Genomic DNA, 20,731 nt, shown 5'->3' with positions numbered 1-20,731 from the left:
CGATTCGTTAACCCATGGTAAGTCTCCAGACTATATAAATATATCGTGGTCCGTGGTGTCGTGGGGCTCGATATTGCGGTGTGAGGAGGCTGAAAACACCGATCTTGATGAGGAGCTTGCGGCTCGCCGTATCTCACCAACACGTGAGTGCCCTAATCGAACTATATAAATGTAGGAGATGATCTGACGCCGGGAGCTGTGCGCCTCGCGACACCGCTGTGCTCGCTACCGGCTCCGGCTCACAGGGAACGCCACCCGATCCGGATCCTCGTTGAATCGGGCGAGTATCCGCTCGTACAGTCGATTTTTAACGCGCTGTCCGCGGCGGGGATGCGTGAGGTACCGGACGCGGAGCTCGACCCACGACTCGCCCTGTGACACGTTCACCGTCGGTCGGTCGTGGACTTCCAGTTCGACGGGAGTGTCGGCAAGCGCCTCGCGGTACGCCGCGATGCCGGCGGCCATTTCCTCACCTACCAGGGCCGTCGTCTCCTCGATCATGACCGCTTTCGCGAAGTCGAGATCGGTCTCGTAGGCGACCTGCACGCCGACCTCGTTCCACACGTACGGCGACCCGCCCCCGCCGAAGTTGACCACGTTCGAGGAGAGCACGACGCTGTTGGGCACCGTCACCACGCGGCCCGACGGCTGGTTCGTCGTGACGAGGTCGCCGTTGATCTCCCAGAGCGTCGTCACGAGGAAGTCCACGCCGATCACGTCGCCTTTCGCGTCGTCGATCCGGACCCGGTCGCCGATGCCGTACGGCTGCTTAATGGTGATGTACACCCACGCGATGAGCGACAGGAGCGGCTGCTGGAGCGCGAACGTGATCGCGAACCCGACGATCCCGAGCGAAAAGAGGAGCCCGAGCCAGTTCTCCGTCACCACTGCCAGCGTCGCGATCGTTCCGATGAACCCGAACGCGAGACGGAGGACGTTCCGCGTGTTGTACGCGCGCCGCTTGTTCGTCATCCGCATCACCACGCCAACTACGAGGAGATACGATCCGTACAGTATCGACACCACGGCGACGACGAGGAGCGCCCGTCCGACGACGAGCGTCGCCGCGTACCCGAACAGGTCGGGCCAGCCGCCCAGAATATCGGTCGTCGTCGCGAGCCCGCCGGCGGCTCCGGCAACGAGGCCGAGTGCGACGGCGCCGAGCGCGAGGGGTCGTCTCACGGTCGCCGGTCGGGGCGAACCGGGAAAACGGTTGTGACGGTCACCCGTCGGGACGGATTACTCCTCGCCGCCGGACTGCGCCGTGGCGCCGGCCGATCGGGCCACCGCGCCGGCGAGCACTTCGGTCGCGGCGGCGCAGTCCTCCCAGTCGGTCCACTCGCGCGGGTTGTGCGACACTCCGTCGCGGGACGGCGCGAACAACAGCGACGCGTCTGTCACGCGCGCGACGCGCATCGCGTCGTGGGCTGCTCCCGAGTGGAGATCGATCGCCGTCCGCCCGGCCTCGTCAGCCGCGTCGTGGGCGGCCTTTCGGAGCCGCTCGCTCATGGGCGTCGGCGCGACGTCGAACGGCCGTTCGATCGACGTCTCGACTCCGCGTTCGCGCTCCAGTCGGTCGAGCGAGTCGCGCGCGGCGGCGACGATCGTCTCCATGGACTCGGACTCGACGTCACGGACGTCGACGCCGGCGTCGACGCGGCCCGGTACCACGTTCGTCGCGTTCGGCGAGACGGACAGCGAGCCGACCGTACCGACGGCGGAGTCGCTGTCGCGTTCGACCACCTCGTTCGCGGCGGCCTCCACGTCGAGCACGAACTCGCTCGCGGCCGCGAGCGCGTCCGTGCGGTCGCCCATCGCCGTCGCGCCCGCGTGGTTCGCCTCCCCCTCGATCGTCGCCTCGCAGTGGGTAATTCCGGTGATAGTCGTCACGACGCCAGCGTCCGCGTCGGCCGTCTCCAAGACCGTGTCCTGCTCGATGTGCAGTTCGTAAAACGCCTCCCACGTCGCGGGCTCGACGGCGTCGTCGCCGCGGTAGCCGATCCGGTCTAACGCCTCCCCGAGCGTCTCGCCGGCGACGAGGCCGTCGATCTCGTCCGCACTCGTCAGTCCGAGCGCGTCCTCGGCGGCGAGTTCGCCGGTCGCCACCGCCGAGCCGAGCAGGCCGTTTCCGAACGTCCCGCCCTCCTCTTCGGTGAAGCCGACGACGGCGACCGGGCGATCCGGCTCGACGCCCGCGTCCTGCATCGCTCGGACCGCTTCGAGCGCGGCGTACACGCCGAGCGGTCCGTCGAAGATTCCGCCCTCCGGAACGCTGTCGAGGTGGCTACCGCTCACGACGGGCGCGGCGTCCGGATCGGCCGAATCGGCCGTCCACGTCCCGAGCAGGTTCCCGACCGCGTCCACGGCGATGTCCAGTCCGGCGTCTTCGAACCGTGCCACGAGCCGGTCTCTGGCGGCCCGATTCGCCTCCGTGCCGGTCCGGTTCGTGCGGCCCCGCGTCTCGGAGTCGCCGTCCTCGATCCGGCCGAATTCCGCGTTCGCTTCGATATCGGCTCGGAGCCGGGACGCGTCTACTGGAAGTTCCATGCACGGATCGCGCGCCGGACGACCAAAACCGTTCGTGGTCCGGCGATCCCGGATTGACCACGGGCCGATCACCCGTCGCGACGGACGAGCCGGTACCCGAACGAGCCGAGCGCGAATCCGGCACCGACCGCGCGTCGCGCCGCGGCACCGTCGACCGAGCGGTCGACGGCGACGGCGAGCGCGGCCCATGCGAGCGTGATCGAAACGGACCGGACCGGCCCCTGTCGGAGGCGTCTGCACCCGGCCGCGAACCGGGCGTGGCGGTAGAGGAAGCCGGACGCGAACCCGACGGCGAGGTGTCCGGCACGGGTGTCTCCGTCTCGCGACCGGGCCGACGCGAGGAGCCCCACCGCACACGCGAGTTCGGCCGCGCTCTCTGCCGTGGTGCCGACCGCGAGACGCCGTTCCACCATGTCTATTGGTTACATACAACACAACTTGTGGGTTCCGGCGCCGCTGCCGACGCGATGCCCAAAGACACTTATCGCCTCCGCGATTCGAGAGAATCGATGCTTACCATACCCCTCCAAGCGGCCGGCGCAATCGCGTTCCTGTTCGGGCTCGTGAGCCTGATCGTCCACCTCGCGATCATCCTGTGGGTGTACTCCGACGCCCAGTCGCGCAGCGACCAACCCGCGTTCCTGTGGGCGATCGTCGCCTTCCTCGCACCGCTTCTGGGGCTGGTGTTGTACCTGCTCCTCGGCCGGAAGTAACGCTTCGCGAACGCGCTTTTCTCACCGACGTCCCGTTTCCTCAACCCCGTTCTTCGATCACTGTTCGCTCGCCCGTCAGCGAACGTGTTGTCCCCCCAGCTCCCACAGCCGGTCGGCGAGGTCGTCCGCGAGCGCGTCTCGACGGACGCGCCAGTCCCAGTTGCCGTCGAGGGTCCCCGGCTCGTTGAACCGAGCGCCGCTGTCGAGTCCGAGCAGGTCCTGGAGCGTCGTCATCGCGAGCACCGCCTCCGATCCCCACACCTCGTCGATGATCTCCCATTCGACTCCCCGGTCGCCCTCGGCGCCGACGTTAAAGCGGAAACAGTCGCGCTGGCGCTCCGGGAGGTCCTCGAAGTAACCCACCCACGTGTCGGTGTCGTGCGTCGAGGTGTACCCCACGACGCCCTCCGGATAGTGCATCGGCTGGTACTGGTCGCCCTCTGCACACCAGTTCGCGTACTGCGGGACGCGCATTCCGGGGAACCCGAACTCCGCCATCAGCTCGTCCATCGCCGGCTCCTCGAACCCGAGATCCTCGGCGATGAAGGGGGCCTTCCCGAACTCGCGTTCGACCGCCTCGAAGAGGTCGCGGCCGGGGCCGTCGCGCCACTCGCCGTCGGCCGGGTCGCCGTCGGCCGGGATCGCCCAGTACTTCACGAACCCGAGGAAGTGGTCGAGCCGAGCGACGTCCGCGAGGTCGAACAGCCGGCGGAAGCGGGCCATCCACCAGTCGTAGTCGCGCGCGGCGAGCTGCTCCCAATCGTAGACGGGGTTCCCCCAGCGCTGGCCGTCGTCGCCCGCGTTCGGCGGGACGCCCGCCACTGCAGCCGGTCGATTCTGATCGTCGAGATGGAACGCCTCCGGGTTCGCCCAGACGTCCGCGGAGTCGAGCGCGACGTAGATCGGCACGTCGCCGACGATCGAGACGCCCTCGTCGGCGGCCGCCTCGCGGAGGTCGCGCCACTGTCGGTCGAACGTCCACTGGACGAACTCGGTGAACCGGATCTCCGTGGCGTGTTCCACGCGCGCCGCCGCCAGCGCGTCCGGCTCTCGCGTTCGGAGGGGTTCGGGCCACTCGGCCCACGTGCCTTCGGGCCGCGCGTCCGAGAGCGCCCGGAACAGCGCGTAGTCGGCGAGCCACGGCTCCCGTTCGCGGAACGCGTCCAGTTCGGCCGCTTCCTCGGCCGATTTCGACGCGTCGAACCGGTCGAACGCGGTTCGCAACAGCGGGAGCTTGTACTCGCGGACCGCACCGTAATCGACGCGGTCACGGGGGAAGTCGGGGACCGGTTCGAGGTCGGACTCGTCGAGCCACCCGTCCGCGACGAGCCCGTCGAGGTCGATCAGGAGCGGGTTGCCGGCGAACGCCGACGGCGACTGGTACGGTGACTCGCCGGCGGCGTCCATGGTCGGTCCGATCGGACAGATCTGCCAGTGGCCGACGCCGGCGTCGCCGAGGAACGAGCAAAATGCCTCAGCGCCCTCACCGAGATCACCGATCCCGTGATCGCTCGGGAGCGACGTGACGTGACAGAAGATGCCGGCGGAGCGGTCGAATCGCATAATCAACCCTGCGATCCCCACCGACTCAAGCGTTGTGTCTCCGAGATGACGGGACCTCCGCGGGTCCCGACCGGCTCACTCGCTGCGTCGCCGCCAGACGACCGCGTCCGCGGTTTCGAGCGTCACCGGTCCCGCGTCACCGTCGGCCGCACTGTCTCCCGCCTCGGCGTCGATCCCGGGCGCCGCGACGGCGACGGTCCAGTCGTCGGCCGCGTTGTCTGCGTCACGGGTGCCGTCGGCACCGCCGGCGTCTAGGTCGTCGAGCACGCCGGCGGGCGACACCTCGACCGGCGTTCCCTCCACGTTGCAGGCGATGAGCAGGGCTTCCTCGCCGTCGGGGTCCCGTCTGAGCGCCTCGTACACCACGGTCCCCTCGGTCGGGTGGCGGTAGCCGAACGCCTCGCCGCGTTCGGGGTCGACGTCCGCGCGGAGCCACGGCCGCGCCTGCCGGAACTCCCGCACCTCGCGGTCGAACGCGGTGCGCGTCTCGTCTTGCGCGTCCTCCCACCGGTCGAGCACGACGTACTCGCTCACGTCCGCGCTCCACGCGAACGAGAACCGCTGAAGGTCGTCGGCCGTGAGTTCGTCGCCGCTGTGGTCGTCGCGGTCGCCGCGGTTGCTGTGGTCGTCATCGTGACCGTGGTCGTCGCCCGCGAGCGACATCCCCTGTACCGACAGCAGCTCCGCGATCAGATCGAGGTCGAAGTCGGTCGCCTCCACGAAGGCGGCGAGCGTCGTGACGAACTCCTTCAACTCCTCGCGCGTCTCGAACCCGAGCTCTTTCAGTCGGGCGAACGCGTCGCCGTCGGCGAACGCGCCCTCCGGGACGTGCCAGTCGATCCACGGCGCCTCCTCGGCGACGACCTTCACGTTCCACGTCGGGTCGGTGTCGCGGACGAACCCCCACGGCGCGCGGTAGTTCGCGTGGAGGAAGTCCATTGGGACGCCCGGCATCGCGACGTGGAACCAGACGAGCGCCGCGGGGCTGTCGTACGCCTCGCGGATCGTCTCCGGCGGCGAGTCGGCGAGGTAGGGGTTGATCAGCGCGCCGCCCCAGTCGTCGGTCACCTCGACCTGCGAGCCGCGGCGCAGCGTGTCGTGGTTCGCGACGCCGGTGATCCACTGACTTCCCATCTCGGCGACCTCGCGCATGCGCCACCACTTCGTCGCCCAGAACGTCAACAGCGCGGGCTTGTTGTGCGCGAACGTCACGGGCGACCACTGGAACGCGTGGGGGTGCTGGTCGATCAGCGTCCGGTACGTCGAGGCCAACTCCCAGTCCTCGCGGGGCCACGGTCGACCGTCTTCGTAGATCATCCACGGGCGGAACGCCGTCCCCGCGACCTCGTGGACCACGCGGTCCATCTCCGCGAGGAACGCGTCGTCGTGGACCTGTTCGCCGGTCTCGGCGTCGTGGTACGTGAAGTCCTGGGCGCCGTCGATGCGGATCCCGTCGGCACCGAAGTTCGCCTTGCGCCGCTGGAGTTCGAGCAGAATCGCCCGCACGACCGGCTGTCTGTAGTCGAGGTGGAGCCCGTACATGCCCGGCCCCTCGAAGAAGGGGTCCGGCAACAGCTCCGCCGCGCCCTCGTCGGCGTGGCCGAGCGCGACGTCGAAGACGACCCGGATCGGGTCCGGCATCGCGTGGCAGGCGGCGATGAACTCGACGAGCTCGTCGGGCCGGCCGGTCTCCAGTATCGCCGGGTTGGCGGCGGAGAACGCGCTCACGACCACGTCGTAGCCCCAGTTCGTCTGGTCGGGACGCTCGACGCCGACGGTCACGCGCTCCGCGTCACGCTCGCGGTCGAACGCGGCCGCGGGTGCTGGCGCGGGCGCGGAATCGACATCACGCTCGTCACCGCCGCTGTGAACGTCGTCGGCCCCGCCATCTGTGCCGTCGATCCCGCCGGGCCGCCAGTACCACTGCCGGCCGTACGCCTGCGTGAGCGGCTCGACGGGCATGAGCTGAACCGCGTCGTAGCCGGTGTAGTTCCGTTCGTGCGGGTCGAGTGGCTCGTCGGCCCGCAGTTTCTCCCCGACGGTCTCGAACCGCTCCGCGAGCGCGGCGAGCGACCCCGCCTCGGTCGAGGTCCCCGGGTGGATCTCCAGCATACTCGTCGCGGGATCGACACGCGGGAGGCCGTCGTCCTCGGTCGTCGGGAGCGCCTCGTCGTCGCCGCCGAACGAGTCGAAGTGGTCGCGGTCCGGACGGGTGGCGTCGAGCCGCGGCCAGTCGTACGCTTCCGCCGGTGCGAACGCGCCGAACGGGACCGAGTACGCGAGCGGGTCGCGGACCGTCTCCCACGCGTCGCCGTCTGGGGTCCGATACACGAGCTGGTAGAGCGCCCCGAGCCGGTCCGCCGTACCCACTGGAATCCCTTCTACCGCGACCCAGTGGAACTCGTCGTCGCGCTCCACCGCGAGTCGGTCGACGCGGAACTCGACTTCGCGCAGGTCGTCGCGTCCGGGGTCGATCGCCCCGTCTGCTCCGTCCGGTCCGTCTGCTCCGTCCGTACCGCCTGCGTCGTCCGTCTCGTCCGATTCGCCGGCTCCGCCTCCGATCGGCGTGAACAGCTCGAGCCGGACATCGGCGAGGGGGACGCCCCGCTCGATCAGATCCGGGGTCCAGAAGCCGAACGCGACCCCGTCCGGCGGGTCCGTCGCGGGGTCGGCCCCGTCCGCTCGGATCGGGTGTGCGCCGAGTCGGTCGGCGATCGATCTGGCGGCGCCGAATCGGTCGTCGGCCGCCTCGCGATCGCGACGCGATCGCTCGACGAGCGCGGCGGTTTCGTCCGGGAGCCGACTCGGCGACTGTGCCCCGCTCATCGGTCCTCCGCGCGGACGACGGCGACGTCGGGCACTCGGATCCGCTCGGTCCCCTCGCCGTCCACGACGACGCACGGCTCGCCCGTCACGAGGTCCGTCTCGGCGTGATCGGCCTCGACGGCGACGCTCGCCTCGTCGGGAGCGAAGTTGAGGACGACGACGAGCGACTCCTCGTCGGTGCGGCGGCGGAACGCGACCACGTCGTCCGGGTGGATCTTCCCGCTAGCGACGATCGGGCGCTCGGAGATGTCACCGCTCGCGACGTGATACCCCACCCGTTCGAGGTCTCCAGCGGGACCGAGCGCCCGGTGGTCCGCCCGGGTCGAAAGCAACCGCTCGTGGTGTTCGCGGATCTCCTCTCTTGCGTGGTCCCACGCGATCGCGTCGCGTCGGCCCTGCTGACCGATCTCCTGGCCGGCGTACACCATCGGAACGCCTGGAAGCGTCATCGTCGCCGCGGCCGCCGCGGCCGCGGCGGCGTCGCCGCACTCGACGCGGTACCGCGTCTCGTCGTGGTTCTCGATGTACTGGAGGAACCCGGCGTGGTCCGGGAAGCCGATCTCCGCGCGCTGGTCGATCGCGTCGAGCACGGATGCGGCCGGCTCGGCCCCGCGACCCACCTGCCGGAGCTGGAAGTACAGCGTCGCGTCGAAGTGAACGTCGAACATCCCCTCGTGGAAGCCGGGGATGTACGGGATCGTCTCGTCCATCAGCAGGAACTCCCGGTCGATGTCTTTCACGCGGTCGCGAAGCTCTCGCCAGAATGAGTCCGGCACCGCCCACGCCATGTCACAGCGGAAGCCGTCGACGATCGGCGCCCACTCGTCGATGACGTCGAGGAGGTGTCGCCGGACGTCGAGGTTCGCGTGGTTCAGGTTCGCGATCAGCTCCCAGTCGAAGTAGGTGCCCGGCTCGCCGGATTCCTGCCACTCGTAGCGGTCGCGGTACGGCGAGTCGGGGTTCCGGTACGCGTCTTCGAACCACTCGTGATCGCGGGCGGTGTGGTTGGCGACGAAGTCGAACAGCACGCGCATGCCGTGGTCGTGGGCCGTCTCGACGAGCGACTCGTACTCCTCGCGATCGCCGAGGTCGGCGGCGATCTGGAAGAAGTCGGTGATGTTGTAGCCGTGGGGCTTCCCGTCGTGTTGGAGCACCGGGGTGAGCCACAGGGTGTCGACGCCGAGATCGGCGATGGTCGGGATCCGTTCGGCGATCGCGTCGAACGTCTCTCCCTCCTCGCAGTCGGCGAACGTTCGAACGTACACCTCGTAGACGGCCGCGTCGTCCGTCCACTCGGGCGGCTGATTGAGCCGCACGATCTCGAAGGTGGGGTCCGCCGGCGCGGCCAGATCCGGGTCGCTCGGGTCGTCGCTGTCACTCCCTGCCGGGAGATCGCCCTGCTCGACCCGCTCGACTGCGACCGCGTCGGCGACGCTGACGCGCGGCTCCCGTCCGGCCTCGTGGGCGACCGCGACGCCGTGGACTCGGAGCCGGTCCGGAACCACGTCGGCCGGCAGCCGGAGCTCCCGTCCGTCGTCGGTCGTCCGCAGCGCGTCTCGGGGGTTCTCTCGTCCCTCTGCGACCGCCGCCTCGACGTCGCGGTCGTCGACGATGAACGTCACCGACAGGTCGTCGGCGTCGAGGTCGGAATCCGGGTTCGGCTTCGGGGTCGCCCGGACGGCGATCTCCGGGCCGTCGGCGTCCCCGTCGTGTTCAACCGTCGCGTCGAGTCGGACCCGGGGGCGGCCGACGCCCTCGTGGGCGCGCTCCGCGCCGTAGTCGATCGGGGCGCTGTCGGCGTCGCGGTCGCGGATCGCGGTCCCGCTCCCGCCGGCCACGTCGACTCCCTCGTAGCTCGCGGCGAACGCGTGAACGGTCAGCAGATGATCGCCGTCCGGGGCGTCGAGGCCGAGCGTGAATCGCCCGGGAACGTCGGGGGTGAAATCGGTCACTGGGCCGGTGCCGACGGTCGCCTCGCTGTTCGGCGGCGCGGCGACGACGCGCCATTCGTAGGTCCCGTTCGGGTCTGGATCCCGCGGTGCCAGCTCCGTCGTCTCGCCGGTCGAGAGGAATCGTGGGGGTCCGGGATGGTGCATGTGAGGCCCATCGGCACCCGGGGTCTTCGGTGTTGCTCTTCGGTCAGGTGTCGGGGGTTGTCACTCACCGTCGCGGTCGGGAGCCGCGGTTCGCCGCTGCAACGGACGGAAGCGGTCGTTTTCCGCTTCTGTCACTATTTCCACTTCTACCATTGCATTCGTTATCGCGCGTACGCGAGGGGTCGCCTCGTTCGTCAAGGCTTTTAGGCCGGCAGTCGCAGGTTGACTATGCGACTGCGAACCGCTCTCACAGAGCACGAACGTCGGCGCGGCGAGCGCTACCCGGCGGAGCGACCCACGACCGCCGGCGCGTTCACGGGCGACGACGGTCGTCTCGTCCATGTCGGACCTGACGGCACCGTCCACGACTGTTCGTACTCCCTGTCGGGAGTCGGCGGGGCCGACCGGCTCCGGATGGGTATCACGGCGGGGCGGGGCGTTCGTTGGTTCGACGACCTCACCACAACTCGGCAGCACTACGACGGCGACACCCCGCTCGTCGAGACCGAGTACGACGCCGGCAGGTACACGATCCACCAGTTCGACCTCGTCGTCGGCGACACGCACCTCACCCACGTCGAACTGCGCGGCGCGCCGCCGGCGGACGCGGAGCTCGTCGCCGCCTGCGCGTTCTCGCCGGACATGGTCGAAGGCCGCGTCGGCAACCTCGTCCACGAGGAGGCGGGTCCCGACGACGGGAGCGTCGTCGAGGTGTACCATCGGACCGAACACGACTTCCTCACCGCGTCGACCGGGCTGTCGGCCGCTCACGGCCAGCGGCTTCGGACGATTACCGAGCTGCTCGGCGAGGACGAGAACGGGTTCCCCCACCGCGGGGAGATCGACCAGCGCGAGGACTCCCGGCTCACGCCGGACGTCGTCGTCCGCGCGCCGTTCGAGCGCGACGGGCGCACCGAGCGCGTCACGCTCGCGAGCCGTGCCGTCGTCGACCGGCGCGAGACGCGAGAGACCGGCGACGACGCGCTCGACGCGCTCACCGACGGGCCGGACCGACAGCGCCGCATCGACGAGCTGTCGCGGATCGCGACCGCGTACCCCGACGCCGACGACCTCCGCGAGGCGGCGGCCGGGCGCGGCCCGACCGTTCCCGAGGGCGTACCTCGGCGGGGGATAATCGCGAGCGACCTCCGTGCGCTCGATCTGCTCACCGCCGAGTCGGGCGCCCGGATCGCCGCGCCGGAGTTCGACGCGTTCTACGCGACTTCCGGTGGCTACGGCTACACGTGGTTCCGCGACGAGGCCGAGACGTCGATGGCGCTGCTCGGCGCGAGCGAGGAACTGGACCTCGACGCCGACGAGGAGTTGCTCGCGACCGCCTCCTTCTTCTGTCGCACGCAGGACGCCGACGGGTCCTGGCCGCACCGCGTGTGGGCGGACTCCGGCAAGCTCGCCCCCGGCTGGGCGAACGCGCGGATCGAGGGTGCCAACAGCACTCCCGGCCCGAACGACCAGCTCGACCAGCCGGCGTCAGTCGTCGCCTTCCTCGCCCGGCTCCGTCGGACGACCGATCTGCCCCCGGAGTGGCGCGACCGCGTCGACGCCACCATCGCCGACGCCGTCGACTTCCTCTGTGAGACGACCGAAGACGACGGCCTCCCGCGTCGGTGTCAGAACTGCTGGGAGAACGCGCTCGGTCGATTCACTCACACCGGTGCGACGTACCTCCGCGCGTTCGCCGCGGTCGCTCGCGCGCCCGTCGACGACGAGATTCGGACGAAGGCCGCGGACGCCGCGGCAGCGGCGCTCGTCGGTCTCGACGGCCGCTGGAACCCCGACACGGGACGGTTCCCGCAGCGCGCGAGCGCCGACAGCCGCGACGACCGAGCCGACGCCAGCACCTTCGCGCTCGCCAGCGCGGTGGTCGAGTTCGCGGCGCTCCGCGACGACGAGGCGACCGACGGCGGCACCGCCGGAAGCGGAGTCGCGCTCGGCGACGCCGGGTCGATCACCGACGCCGACTTCGACGCGTTCCTCAACCGCGTCGCGACCCACGTCGAGGAATCGATAGACGCGCTCCGTCGGGAGACGGCCGACGTCGAGGGGCTCGTCCGATTCACCGGCGACGACTGGCGAACCGCAGAACAGGGCGCCTCGAAGGTGTGGTCGATCGCGACGCTGTGGGGGGCGACGGCGGCCGCCGAACTCGGCGGGCTCCAAAGCGAGCGGGACGACGACGCCGGATCGCTGTTCGCGGCGGCCCGCGAGCTGTACGCGATCTGTGAGCCCGGCGGGGCGCTCGTCAACGACGCCGGCCTCTTCGCGGAGCAGGTGTTCGACGACGGCGACCTCGACAGCGCGACGCCGATCGGCTGGTCACACGCGCTCCGGATCGACGCGACGGTCACGCTCGCGAAACACGGTGCGCTCCCGGCGCCGCACGAGCGCCCGCAGGGCCCGGACGAGGCGCCACACTGGACGACCGGCCGGAAGTTCGGCGTCGGCACGCCCGCGGACCACGACGCCGCCGACCCCGTTCCGGTCTGGTTCACGCTGACGGAGGGAGCACTCACCGAGGCGCGGTTCCCCCGGATTGACGTCATGAACGTTCGGACGTTCGATTTCCTCATTGCGGACCCCGAGACGGGCCACACCGTTCGAACGTTCGACGAGACGGCTCACGTGACGACGACCGAGACGGTCGAACGCGTCACCGAACCGAGCACCGACGACGCGCTCGCGTACACCCAGACGATCCGCGAGACCGGCGACGGCCACGGCCACCGCTGGACGCTGACCGTCGAGTACGCGGTCGACACCGACGGCGACGCGATCCTCGCCGACGTCGAGTTCGAGGGCAGCCGCGAGTACGACGTGTACGCGCTCGTGGACACCACGATCACGAACGTCGGTACGAACGACCGCGGCGACCGCGTCGGCGACGACGACGGCTACCACTTGCTCGCGCGAAACGACGACGCCGCGGAGCGGCCCACCGGAAAACTCGTCGACGACGACAAACAGCCGTTCGAGGTCGCGCTCGCGCTCGCGAGCGCCGACCGGTTCAAATGGGCGAGCGCGCTCTCGGCGGGCGGCGACGAGGCGGACGCCCTCTTCAGCGAGGGTGAGCGCGGAGACGGCTCGGTCGAGGCCACCGGAAACGTGGTGCTCGCGGGACTCGTCGGCAGCGGCGAGACCGTCTCGGACACCGTCGCGCTCGGCTTCGCCGAACGGGCCGACACCGCGGCCGCGCTCGGCGAAGCGCGCGGCGCGATCTCTCGCGGTTTCGCGGACGTGTCCGACGCGTACGTCGAGACGTGGCGCAACTGGCTCGCCGACCGGGAGTTCCCGTCGTCGGTCACCGGGGACGCGGACCTGGAGACCCAGTACCGGTTCGCGCTGATGACGCTGGCGGCCGTCGAGGACAAGCGCCACGACGGCGCCGGCATCGCCAGCCCGTCCGTACCGTGGGGCGAGACGGAGTACGCCGCGGAGGACCGCGGCTACGGCTACAACTTCGTCTGGTCGCGCGACCTGTACCAGGTGTTCACCGCGCTCATCGAGGTGGGCGAGGTCAAGCGCGGCGCGGACGCGCTCGCGTACCTGTACAACACCCAGCAGGACGACGACGGCTTCCTCCCGCAGAACACCTACATCGACGGGCGCACCCGATGGGGCGGCGAACAGATGGACAACATCGCGTTCCCGTCGGTGATGGCGTGGCAGCTGTACGAACACGGGATGACGCCCGCGGACGCCGATTACACCTACGATCAGGTCCGGCGCTCGCTCGGCTATATCGCAGAGAACGGTCCGGAGACGGCCCAGGAGCGCTGGGAGGAAGAAGCGGGATTCTCGCCGTCCAGCATCGCGGCGGAGATCGCCGGACTCTGCTGTGGCGCCGCGCTCGCGCTCGCGGAGGCCGACCGGATCGAAGACGCTCCCGCGACGGCGACCGCCGAGGCCGACCCCGAGTCGCTCCGCGGCGACGCGCTCGCGTGGCTCGCGCTCGCGGACGACTGGACCGAGCGCGTCGAGGAGTGGTGCGCGACGTCGACGGGGACCGAACGACACACCGAGACGCCCTACTACCTTCGGGTCACTGCCGACGGCCACCCCGAATCGGGGCGACCGCGAACGATCGCCAACGACGGCCCCACCTACGACGAGCGGGAGATCGTCGACGGCGGCTTCCTCGAACTCGTCCGACTCGGCGTGAAGCCGGCCGACGACGAGACGATCCGCAACTCGGTCTCGGTCGTCGACGAGTCGATCCGCGTCGACACGCCGTACGGGCCCGGATGGTACCGCTACGTCGGCGACGCCTACGGCGAGATCGCCACCGGAGACCCCGGCGCGCCGTGGGCCGGGACCGGTAACGGCCGCGGGCGCCTGTGGCCGATCTTCACCGGCGAACGCGGGGAGTACGAACTTCGCGCGCGCGGCGACGGCCCCGACGCCTTCGGCGGCACCGACGAGGACGCCCTCGAACCCGACGCCCTGCTGGAGACGATGGCCGGGTTCGGCAACTCCGGGCGGATGCTCCCCGAGCAGGTGTGGGACCGCGAGCACCCGACCGACTACGGCTGGGAGTTCGGTGAGGGCACTGGGGGGGCGACCCCGCTGGCGTGGTCGATGGCCGGCTATATCCGGCTCGCACACGGCGTCGAGGCCGGCGAACCGGTCGAAACACCGACCGTCGTCCGCGACCGATACGTGGAGAGCGACCGCCCCGACGGACCGGAACTCGACGCGACCGTCGAGTACGTCGGTGGGGACCTCGCCGTCTCCGGGGAGACCACCGGCGACGTCGTCGCCGTCTACACCGTCGGCGGCGCCACGCTCGTGACGCCCGACGACGGCGACTACGAGGTCCGACTCGACGCCGACCTCGACGCGGACACGGTGATCGTCGCGGCCGCGGAGGGTGAAACGGCCGCCGACGCCGTCGCCGGCGAGTTCGACCGGGCCGGCACTACGGTCGAGCGACTCCGACTGTAGGTCGGCGCTCGCAGTCCGTTTCGAACCTCATTTTTCCGACCGGTCGGCTATCCCAGTACGACCACGTCGATCTCGCGTGTCGCCCCGCCGTCGCCGTCGATCGTGACCGAGGCGACCACCGAGCGTCGCACCCGCTCTCGCCACGTCTCGACGGCCGCCCCGTGTCGCTCGCGGCGTGTTTCGACGTCGGCGTCGGGGTACTCCGCGGCGGTGTCGTCGACCTCCGGGTAGGGGGGGACCTCGTCGACGAGATCCCGGGGATCGATGTGAATCGGTTCGCGGTCGGCCTCGTTCGCGGCTTCGCTCTCTTTTGCGGCTTCGCTCTCGTCCGCGGCGTCGTCCGACGTCGCTTTCGCGGACGAGTCCGATCCCAGGCTATGCAAGCGAGCGCGCATCCGTCCGGAGAACGGCGGCGTCACGCGCAACACGACCGTCCGGTCGCTCCGAAGCGTCGCCTCCAGCGCGGTCGCCACGTCCTCGCGGTGGACCGCGATCGACCGTATCCGCCCCGGTCCCGTCGGCCCGGCGTCAGTCATCGGTACCCGTCCATTCGGCGTCAGAGAGGGTCCGTTGGACGGCCTCCTCGCCGACGGCCCCCGCGAGGTGCTCGAAGCCGGCTCTGACGCTCCGATCCCGCGCGTTCGCGACGAGCCGCGAGACGATGAACTCCGGCGTCGACTTGCCGACCGTGCCGAACCGCGGCTGGTAGTCGACGCGGAGGTCGAGGTCGTTCGTGAGCCCCTCCGCGAAGATCCCGTCTATCCGGGCCGCGCCAGGCAGCGGGCTCAAGTCCTCCGCGAGGTGCGTGACGTACACCCCGAGCGCGCCGCGGTCGACGGTGAGCGTGACGAGCCCGTTCAGCAGGTCGGCCGCTCGCCCCGGCTCCGTGATCGCCTCGAACTCGTCGACGAGCATCAGCGTCCGGCCGTCCTCGACGAGGGGCGGGACCACCGACTTCAGCGTCGACTCCAACACCCCGGCGTTGAACGAGGCGTGCCGGCGGTGGAAGACGATCCGGTCGAACGCCCCCACCTCTGCGGCCGCCGCGGGGACCGGGAGCCCCATCGACGCCAGCAGCGTCACCGCACAGAGCGTCTCCAACAGCGTCGTCTTCCCGCCGGAGTTCGCCCCCGTGAGGACGCTCACTCGATCTCCCGTCGGCGGCGTCGGCGCGTCGGCGCTCGTGTCGCCGGCGTCGGCGAGCGAGTGCGACCCGATCGCGTACGACACCGGTTGGGCGTCGGTAATAAACGGGTTCCGAGCGTTCCGGACGGCGACGCCGTCCTCGACGAACGTCGGGCGAACGAGGTCGCGGTCGGCCGCGAACCGCGCGAGCGACAACAGGAACGCGGCGTCCGAGACGGCGGTGACCGCGCGGGCGACGTCGCCCCCGGCGCTGCCGTCAGTGGAGTCATCTGCCACAGGATCACTGTCTGCGGGGCCGTCGTCCGAGGAGTCACCGCCGTCCCCCGGCGCCCGAACCGCGCCGATCCGCTCGCGGATGTCGGCGGCGACCGTCGCCTCTCGCTCGGCGACCGACGCCTCGAGCTCCGCGACGAGCGCGCGCAGGGTGCCGGAGACGAAGTCGGCCGCGTCGAGCGCGTCGTCCGGCGACGCCGCCCGCACGGTCGCCCGGTCGACGCCGGTCTCCGCGGCGACGTGGTCGATCGTCGCGGCCTCCAACGCCTCGAAGTCCCGCAGCGAGCCGTCTCGAACCGCGTCGAGCACGTCGAACGCGGAGTTCGAGAGGTCGCGCGCGGCGACGAGTTGGTCCCGTCGTCGGTCCAGCGTCTCGTCGGCGCCGCGAGCGATCTCGATCGCACCGTCCGCGCCCGGACTGATCTCCCCGCGCACGTCGGCGAGGGCGTCGGCGGCGTCGCGGAGTGCCGCGTCGTCGAGCGCGCCGATCGCGTCGAACGGGTCGTCGGTGAGCCCGGCGTCGCGCAGCGCGAGGGCGGTCTCGACGGCAGCTAGGTCGGAGCCGTCCGCCTCGTCGTACGCGTCGAACGCCGCGCCGACGGCGTCGCGGTCGTCGGCCGTGAGCCCCGCCCACGCGTCGCGGGCCGCGACCACGTCGTCAAGCCGTGACTCGGCGGCTTCTCGGTCGAGCAGCGGCGTCAACACGCGGATCCGGTCGGCGGCGTGGGCGGTCAGCGCGTGGCCGGCCGCGAGCGAGAGGAGGTCGTCGTACACCGAGCGCGTGTCGGCCGTGGCGAGGACGTCCATGCCGGCCTCGCCGTTCGCCCGGCGGAGGATGCGCGTCGCCCGACCGCGGTGGATTCCCGCGTCGACGAGCGCCCGGACGTCGGCCGACTCGATCGCCTCGACCGCCCGTGAGGTGCCCAGCGCCGAGACGAGTCGCTCGCTCGTCTTCGGGCCGATCCCCCAGTAATCCTCGAGTCGCATACGCGGTACTGTCGGCCCGGCGTCTTGGCGTTTTCGTCGCCCGCCTCGGATCGAATCTACGCGTCCGCTACCGCGACTGCCGGTAGATCAGGTTCCGCTGGATGTCGTTCGCGCCCTCGTAGATCACCGGGATGCGAACGTCGCGGTAGACGCGGGCGATCCGGCGGTCGGTGAGGATCGAGCGCCCGCCGTGGAGCTTCATACCCTTCTCGGCGCAGTCGGTGGCGACCTCGGTCGACTTCGTCTTCGCCAGCGCGGCCCAGTAGCCGGCGTCCTCGTTGTCGGCGACCTTCTCGCAGGCGCGCCAGTTGAGCGCGCGCGCCGACTCGAAGCCGATCCGCATGTCCGAGAGCGTGTGCTGGACGGCCTGGAACTCGTTGACGGTGCGCCCGAACGCGTTGCGGCCGTGCACGAACTCCTCGGCCTCCTCGATGGCGGCGGCGGCGAGTCCGAGCCCGTGACCGCCGACGACGATCCGGCCGTGGTTGAAGAAGTCCGCGAGCACGTAGAAGCCGCCGCCCTCGCTGCCGACGACGTTCTCCTCGGGGACGAAGCAGTCGTCGAAAACGATGTGGCCCTGCTTGGAGGCGCGCATTCCCATCTTCTCGGGGATGTGTTCCGCCTCGTACCCGTCGGAATCGGTCTCGACGATGAACAGCGTGTAGTTGGAGTACCGGTCATCGCCGTCGCCGGTCTTCGCGTAGACGGTGAGCCAGTCGGCCTCGACGGCGTTGCCGACCCAGTACTTCTCGCCGGTGATCTCGTACCCGCCGTCGACTTTCTCGGCGGTCGTCGTCATCCCCGCGAGGTCAGATCCGGTCTCGGGCTCCGAGACCCCGAGTCCCGATATTTGGTCGTTCTCCGCGACGGGGCGGAGGTACTCCTCCTTCTGTTCGTCCGTCCCGTACTGTTCGACCATCTCACAGCCGAAGCTCGCGAGCTGGAGCGTGAGCGCGATCCCGGCGTCGGCGCGGTAGAACTCCTCCGCGATCGCGAGAATTTGCGCGAGGTCGTACCCCTTCCCACCGTACTCCTCGCCGATGTCCTGGGCGACGAGCCCGGCGTCCATGCCGGCCTCCAGCACTTCCCACGGATAGTCGCCCGAGTCGTAGTACTCCTCGGCGTTCGGGGCGATGTGCTCGGCCGCGAACTCGCGGGCCTCTTGTTTCACCGATCGTGCGTGTTCCGGCACGACGCTGTCGTCGAGCAGATCCATGGTCGGTCTGTGGACCCCGTGGTCAAAACAGTCGTGGAACAACGAAAAACAGCGGGTGAGTTTACTCGATCGTGTCGCCGTCGCGGTCCGTCGCGTCGCCGTCGCGGTCCGTCGCGTCGCCGTCGGGCTCTCCGCCGTCGGAATCGTCGTTCCGATCCGTCGCGTCCTCGGAACGATCCCCGTCGGCTGTTTCCGTCGGCTCAGACGGCTCAGTCGAATCGACTGACCCGATCGTGTCGGCCGAATCGGTTGAATCGGTCGAACCGATCGGATCTGCCGGCTCGAACCCCGCCGTCTTCAGATCGCCTTCGGTCCCGTCGCGCGGCTCGTGTCCCTCCTCGCGAAGCAGCGCGCGCACCGCTTCCCGATCGATCGTTCCGGAGACCGTTCGAGGCAGCTCCTCGGCGTACGCGACAGTTTTCGGGATCTTGAAACCCGCGAGGCGCTCGCGCGCGAACGCGACGAGATCCGCTTCGTCGAGGGGTGCTAACGCCCCGCCGCCGGCCTTGAGCACGCCGGTCTCGCTCCCCTCGTTACTCCCGCTGTCGTCGGACTGACGCCGGTTCTCGACGACGATGAGCGCCGAGACCCGCTCGCCCCACACGTCGTCGTCGAGTCCGACGACGGCGGCGTCTTCGACCCCGGGAAACCCCCGCAGCACGTCGACGACCTCGCCGGGTTCGACGTTCTCGCCGCCGCTGATGATCCGGTCGTCGAGGCGGTTGAGGACGTACAGGAACCCGCTCTCGTCGACGCGCCCGACGTCGCCGGTGTGGAGCCCGTGCGCGCCGAACGCCGACCGGTCCAGTTCGCCGGTCTCCCCGTCGATGTACCCGGGAGTTATCGTCGGGCCGTCCACGACGACCTCGCCCGTTTCTCCGGGGTCGACGGGGTCGCCGTCGTCGCCGACGATCGTCACGTCCGTTCCGAACAGCGGTCGGCCGACTGTGTCGAGCCGATCACGCGTCTGTCGCGGCGTCGCGGTCGCGACTTGCGAGGCCGACTCGGTCATCCCGTAGGTCGGGTACACCGGCACCGAGTAGTCGCGGCACCGTTCGAGCAGTTCGTCTGGGGCCGGCGCGCCGCCGAGTAACACCGCGCGGAGCGAGTCCGCGAGCGTCCCCCGCCGGTCGAGCATCTGCTGGAGCATCGTCGGCACGAGCGAGACGCCGGTCACGTCGTAGGTGTCGATGTCGTCGGCGGTTCCCCCCGGATCGAATCCCTCGCGGAGAACCAGCGTCGTCCCGTAGAGGACGGAGCGGTACACCGGCGCGAGCCCGCCCATGTGGTGGAGCGCGAGCGACACCAGCCAGCGATCGTCGGGGTCGACGCCGAGCCGGAACGCCGACGCAACGGCCGAACTGTACACGTTGCCCACGGTGAGCGGGACGGGCTTCGGATCTCCCGTCGTTCCCGACGTGAACAGGATACAGAGCGTATCGGAGAAGCCCCACTCCGCGGGATCGACCGGGTCGGGGTCGAGGTCGTGGACGCCGGCGACGGCGTCGACCGCCGGCTTGTCGACGGAGAACACCGGCACGGGCTCGGACCGATCGGCGGCCGCGATGGCCGCGGTTTCGGTCGACTCGGCGCAGACGACCGCCGAGACGTCCGCGCTGTCGATCCGTTCGGCGAGTTCTCGCTCGGTGAGCCCCTCACCGAGCGGGACGAACGTCGCCCCGATCCGCATCGCCGCGTGAATCAGCCCGACCGTGCCGACGTACGGCGGGGTCACCACGCCGAGCCTGTCGCCCGCCTCGATCCCGTGGGCGACGAGTCGGCCGGCCGTCTCCGAGACGAGATGTTCGAGGCCCGTGTACGTCCACGACTCGCCGTCTTCGGATCGGACGAGGGCCACGCTGTCCGGCGAGGAGACGACGCGGTGGGATAGCCAGTCGCGCATCGGTGTCACCCTCTGTCGGGGCGCGATCGCTCCGGCCGACGCTCACTCATCGGCCGGCTGTCTGACGGTCAGTACCGGCACCGTCGCGGTCCGAACGACCCGCTCCGTGACGCTGCCGAGCAGGTATCGGTCGAGCCCCTTTCGGCCGTGAGTCCCCATCACGATCATGTCGATCGCGTGCTCCTCGACGTAGTCGCTGATGGCGCGATAGGCGGTTCCCGTGGTCACCGTCGTCGTGCACTCGACGCCCGCGTCGGCGGCGGTTTCGGCGATGTGCGCTGTCGCCTCCTCTCCTTCGGACTCGAGCGCCTCGACGACGATCTCCGCGCCGGCTTCGAGCGTCGAGTACGCCGCCCCGTCGACGACGTAGAGGGCGTGTAGTCGGGCGTCGTACTGTCGCGCGAGGTCGATCGCGTGGTCGATCGCGGCGGCCGACGCCGGGCTCCCGTCCGTCGGCACGAGGATCTCGGAGTACATCTCGTCAGCGAGTACGCTCGGTACG

At 70.1% G+C, this 20,731-nt stretch carries 13 protein-coding genes; 2 read left to right on the top strand and 11 right to left on the bottom strand.

From position 1 onward, the window contains the following. Positions 1 to 225 precede the first annotated feature (225 nt). The 3 genes from C461_RS06715 to C461_RS06705 form a co-directional block, all read right to left on the bottom strand. A complete protein-coding gene (locus tag C461_RS06715) occupies positions 226 to 1,182 on the bottom strand; it encodes a mechanosensitive ion channel family protein (protein WP_007999782.1) in 957 nt (318 codons plus the stop codon). A 57-nt stretch (positions 1,183 to 1,239) separates the two neighbouring features. Further along, entirely contained in the window at positions 1,240 to 2,547 is a 1,308-nt protein-coding gene (locus C461_RS06710) for a Zn-dependent hydrolase (protein WP_007999781.1), read from the bottom strand. A 68-nt stretch (positions 2,548 to 2,615) separates the two neighbouring features. Beyond that, positions 2,616 to 2,960, bottom strand: coding sequence for a hypothetical protein (locus C461_RS06705; protein WP_007999779.1), 345 nt, complete (start codon positions 2,958 to 2,960; stop codon positions 2,616 to 2,618). Between the two features lie 96 nt (positions 2,961 to 3,056). On the opposite strand from C461_RS06705, the gene C461_RS06700 reads away from it, so the two are divergent. After that, the gene (locus tag C461_RS06700; RefSeq protein ID WP_007999777.1) at positions 3,057 to 3,260 is read left to right on the top strand and encodes a PLDc N-terminal domain-containing protein; all 204 of its coding nucleotides are present in this window, start codon (positions 3,057 to 3,059) and stop codon (positions 3,258 to 3,260) included. Between the two features lie 75 nt (positions 3,261 to 3,335). Here the strand turns inward: C461_RS06700 and malQ are convergent, their stop codons facing one another. The 3 genes from malQ to malA form a co-directional block, all read right to left on the bottom strand. Then, the gene (gene malQ / locus C461_RS06695; protein ID WP_007999775.1) at positions 3,336 to 4,823 is read right to left on the bottom strand and encodes a 4-alpha-glucanotransferase; all 1,488 of its coding nucleotides are present in this window, start codon (positions 4,821 to 4,823) and stop codon (positions 3,336 to 3,338) included. Between the two features lie 75 nt (positions 4,824 to 4,898). Continuing rightward, positions 4,899 to 7,649, bottom strand: coding sequence for a glucosylglycerol hydrolase (gene gghA / locus C461_RS06690; protein ID WP_007999773.1), 2,751 nt, complete (start codon positions 7,647 to 7,649; stop codon positions 4,899 to 4,901). Continuing rightward, positions 7,646 to 9,745: an alpha-amylase MalA gene (malA, locus tag C461_RS06685; protein ID WP_007999771.1), complete on the bottom strand. Its 2,100-nt coding sequence runs from the start codon at positions 9,743 to 9,745 to the stop codon at positions 7,646 to 7,648. The genes gghA and malA overlap by 4 nt, the downstream gene beginning before the upstream one ends. Before the next feature lie 228 nt (positions 9,746 to 9,973). On the opposite strand from malA, the gene C461_RS06680 reads away from it, so the two are divergent. After that, positions 9,974 to 14,704 carry a glycoside hydrolase family 15 protein gene (locus tag C461_RS06680; protein ID WP_007999769.1) on the top strand — a complete coding sequence of 1,577 codons (4,731 nt, stop codon included), beginning with the start codon at positions 9,974 to 9,976 and terminating at the stop codon, positions 14,702 to 14,704. A gap of 47 nt (positions 14,705 to 14,751) precedes the next feature. Here the strand turns inward: C461_RS06680 and C461_RS06675 are convergent, their stop codons facing one another. From C461_RS06675 to C461_RS06655, 5 genes are all read right to left on the bottom strand, one after another. Further along, positions 14,752 to 15,240 (bottom strand): hypothetical protein, encoded by a 489-nt coding sequence (locus tag C461_RS06675; RefSeq protein WP_007999767.1) that lies wholly within the window; start codon positions 15,238 to 15,240, stop codon positions 14,752 to 14,754. Then, on the bottom strand, positions 15,233 to 17,110 hold the full coding sequence (locus C461_RS06670) for a MutS-related protein (RefSeq protein WP_007999765.1): 1,878 nt from the start codon (positions 17,108 to 17,110) through the stop codon (positions 15,233 to 15,235). Before C461_RS06670 ends, C461_RS06675 begins: the two co-directional genes overlap by 8 nt. A gap of 67 nt (positions 17,111 to 17,177) precedes the next feature. Next, positions 17,178 to 18,326, bottom strand: a complete 1,149-nt coding sequence (locus C461_RS06665; protein ID WP_007999763.1) for an acyl-CoA dehydrogenase family protein — start codon at positions 18,324 to 18,326, stop codon at positions 17,178 to 17,180. 61 nt (positions 18,327 to 18,387) lie between these two features. Then, positions 18,388 to 20,229, bottom strand: coding sequence for an AMP-binding protein (locus tag C461_RS06660; RefSeq protein ID WP_007999761.1), 1,842 nt, complete (start codon positions 20,227 to 20,229; stop codon positions 18,388 to 18,390). A gap of 42 nt (positions 20,230 to 20,271) precedes the next feature. Then, positions 20,272 to 20,706, bottom strand: a complete 435-nt coding sequence (locus tag C461_RS06655; protein WP_007999759.1) for a universal stress protein — start codon at positions 20,704 to 20,706, stop codon at positions 20,272 to 20,274. Positions 20,707 to 20,731: the final 25 nt, after the last annotated feature.

The sequence above is a fragment of the Halorubrum aidingense JCM 13560 genome (genome assembly GCF_000336995.1).
GTDB classification, from domain to species: Archaea; Halobacteriota; Halobacteria; order Halobacteriales; family Haloferacaceae; genus Halorubrum; species Halorubrum aidingense.
Note: the sequence above shows the minus strand (reverse complement) of the source record. Positions and strands in the feature narration are given on the sequence as shown.

Bases quoted from the DNA above. Each gene is read 5' to 3' on its own strand.
- C461_RS06675 (WP_007999767.1), bottom strand. From the start codon at position 15,240: ATGACTGACGCCGGGCCGACGGGACCGGGGCGGATACGGTCGATCGCG.
- C461_RS06670 (WP_007999765.1), bottom strand. From the start codon at position 17,110: ATGCGACTCGAGGATTACTGGGGGATCGGCCCGAAGACGAGCGAGCGA.
- C461_RS06710 (WP_007999781.1), bottom strand. From the start codon at position 2,547: ATGGAACTTCCAGTAGACGCGTCCCGGCTCCGAGCCGATATCGAAGCG.
- malQ (WP_007999775.1), bottom strand. From the start codon at position 4,823: ATGCGATTCGACCGCTCCGCCGGCATCTTCTGTCACGTCACGTCGCTC.
- malA (WP_007999771.1), bottom strand. From the start codon at position 9,745: ATGCACCATCCCGGACCCCCACGATTCCTCTCGACCGGCGAGACGACG.
- C461_RS06665 (WP_007999763.1), bottom strand. From the start codon at position 18,326: ATGGATCTGCTCGACGACAGCGTCGTGCCGGAACACGCACGATCGGTG.
- C461_RS06655 (WP_007999759.1), bottom strand. From the start codon at position 20,706: ATGTACTCCGAGATCCTCGTGCCGACGGACGGGAGCCCGGCGTCGGCC.
- C461_RS06700 (WP_007999777.1), top strand. From the start codon at position 3,057: ATGCTTACCATACCCCTCCAAGCGGCCGGCGCAATCGCGTTCCTGTTC.
- C461_RS06705 (WP_007999779.1), bottom strand. From the start codon at position 2,960: ATGGTGGAACGGCGTCTCGCGGTCGGCACCACGGCAGAGAGCGCGGCC.
- C461_RS06680 (WP_007999769.1), top strand. From the start codon at position 9,974: ATGCGACTGCGAACCGCTCTCACAGAGCACGAACGTCGGCGCGGCGAG.
- gghA (WP_007999773.1), bottom strand. From the start codon at position 7,649: ATGAGCGGGGCACAGTCGCCGAGTCGGCTCCCGGACGAAACCGCCGCG.
- C461_RS06660 (WP_007999761.1), bottom strand. From the start codon at position 20,229: ATGCGCGACTGGCTATCCCACCGCGTCGTCTCCTCGCCGGACAGCGTG.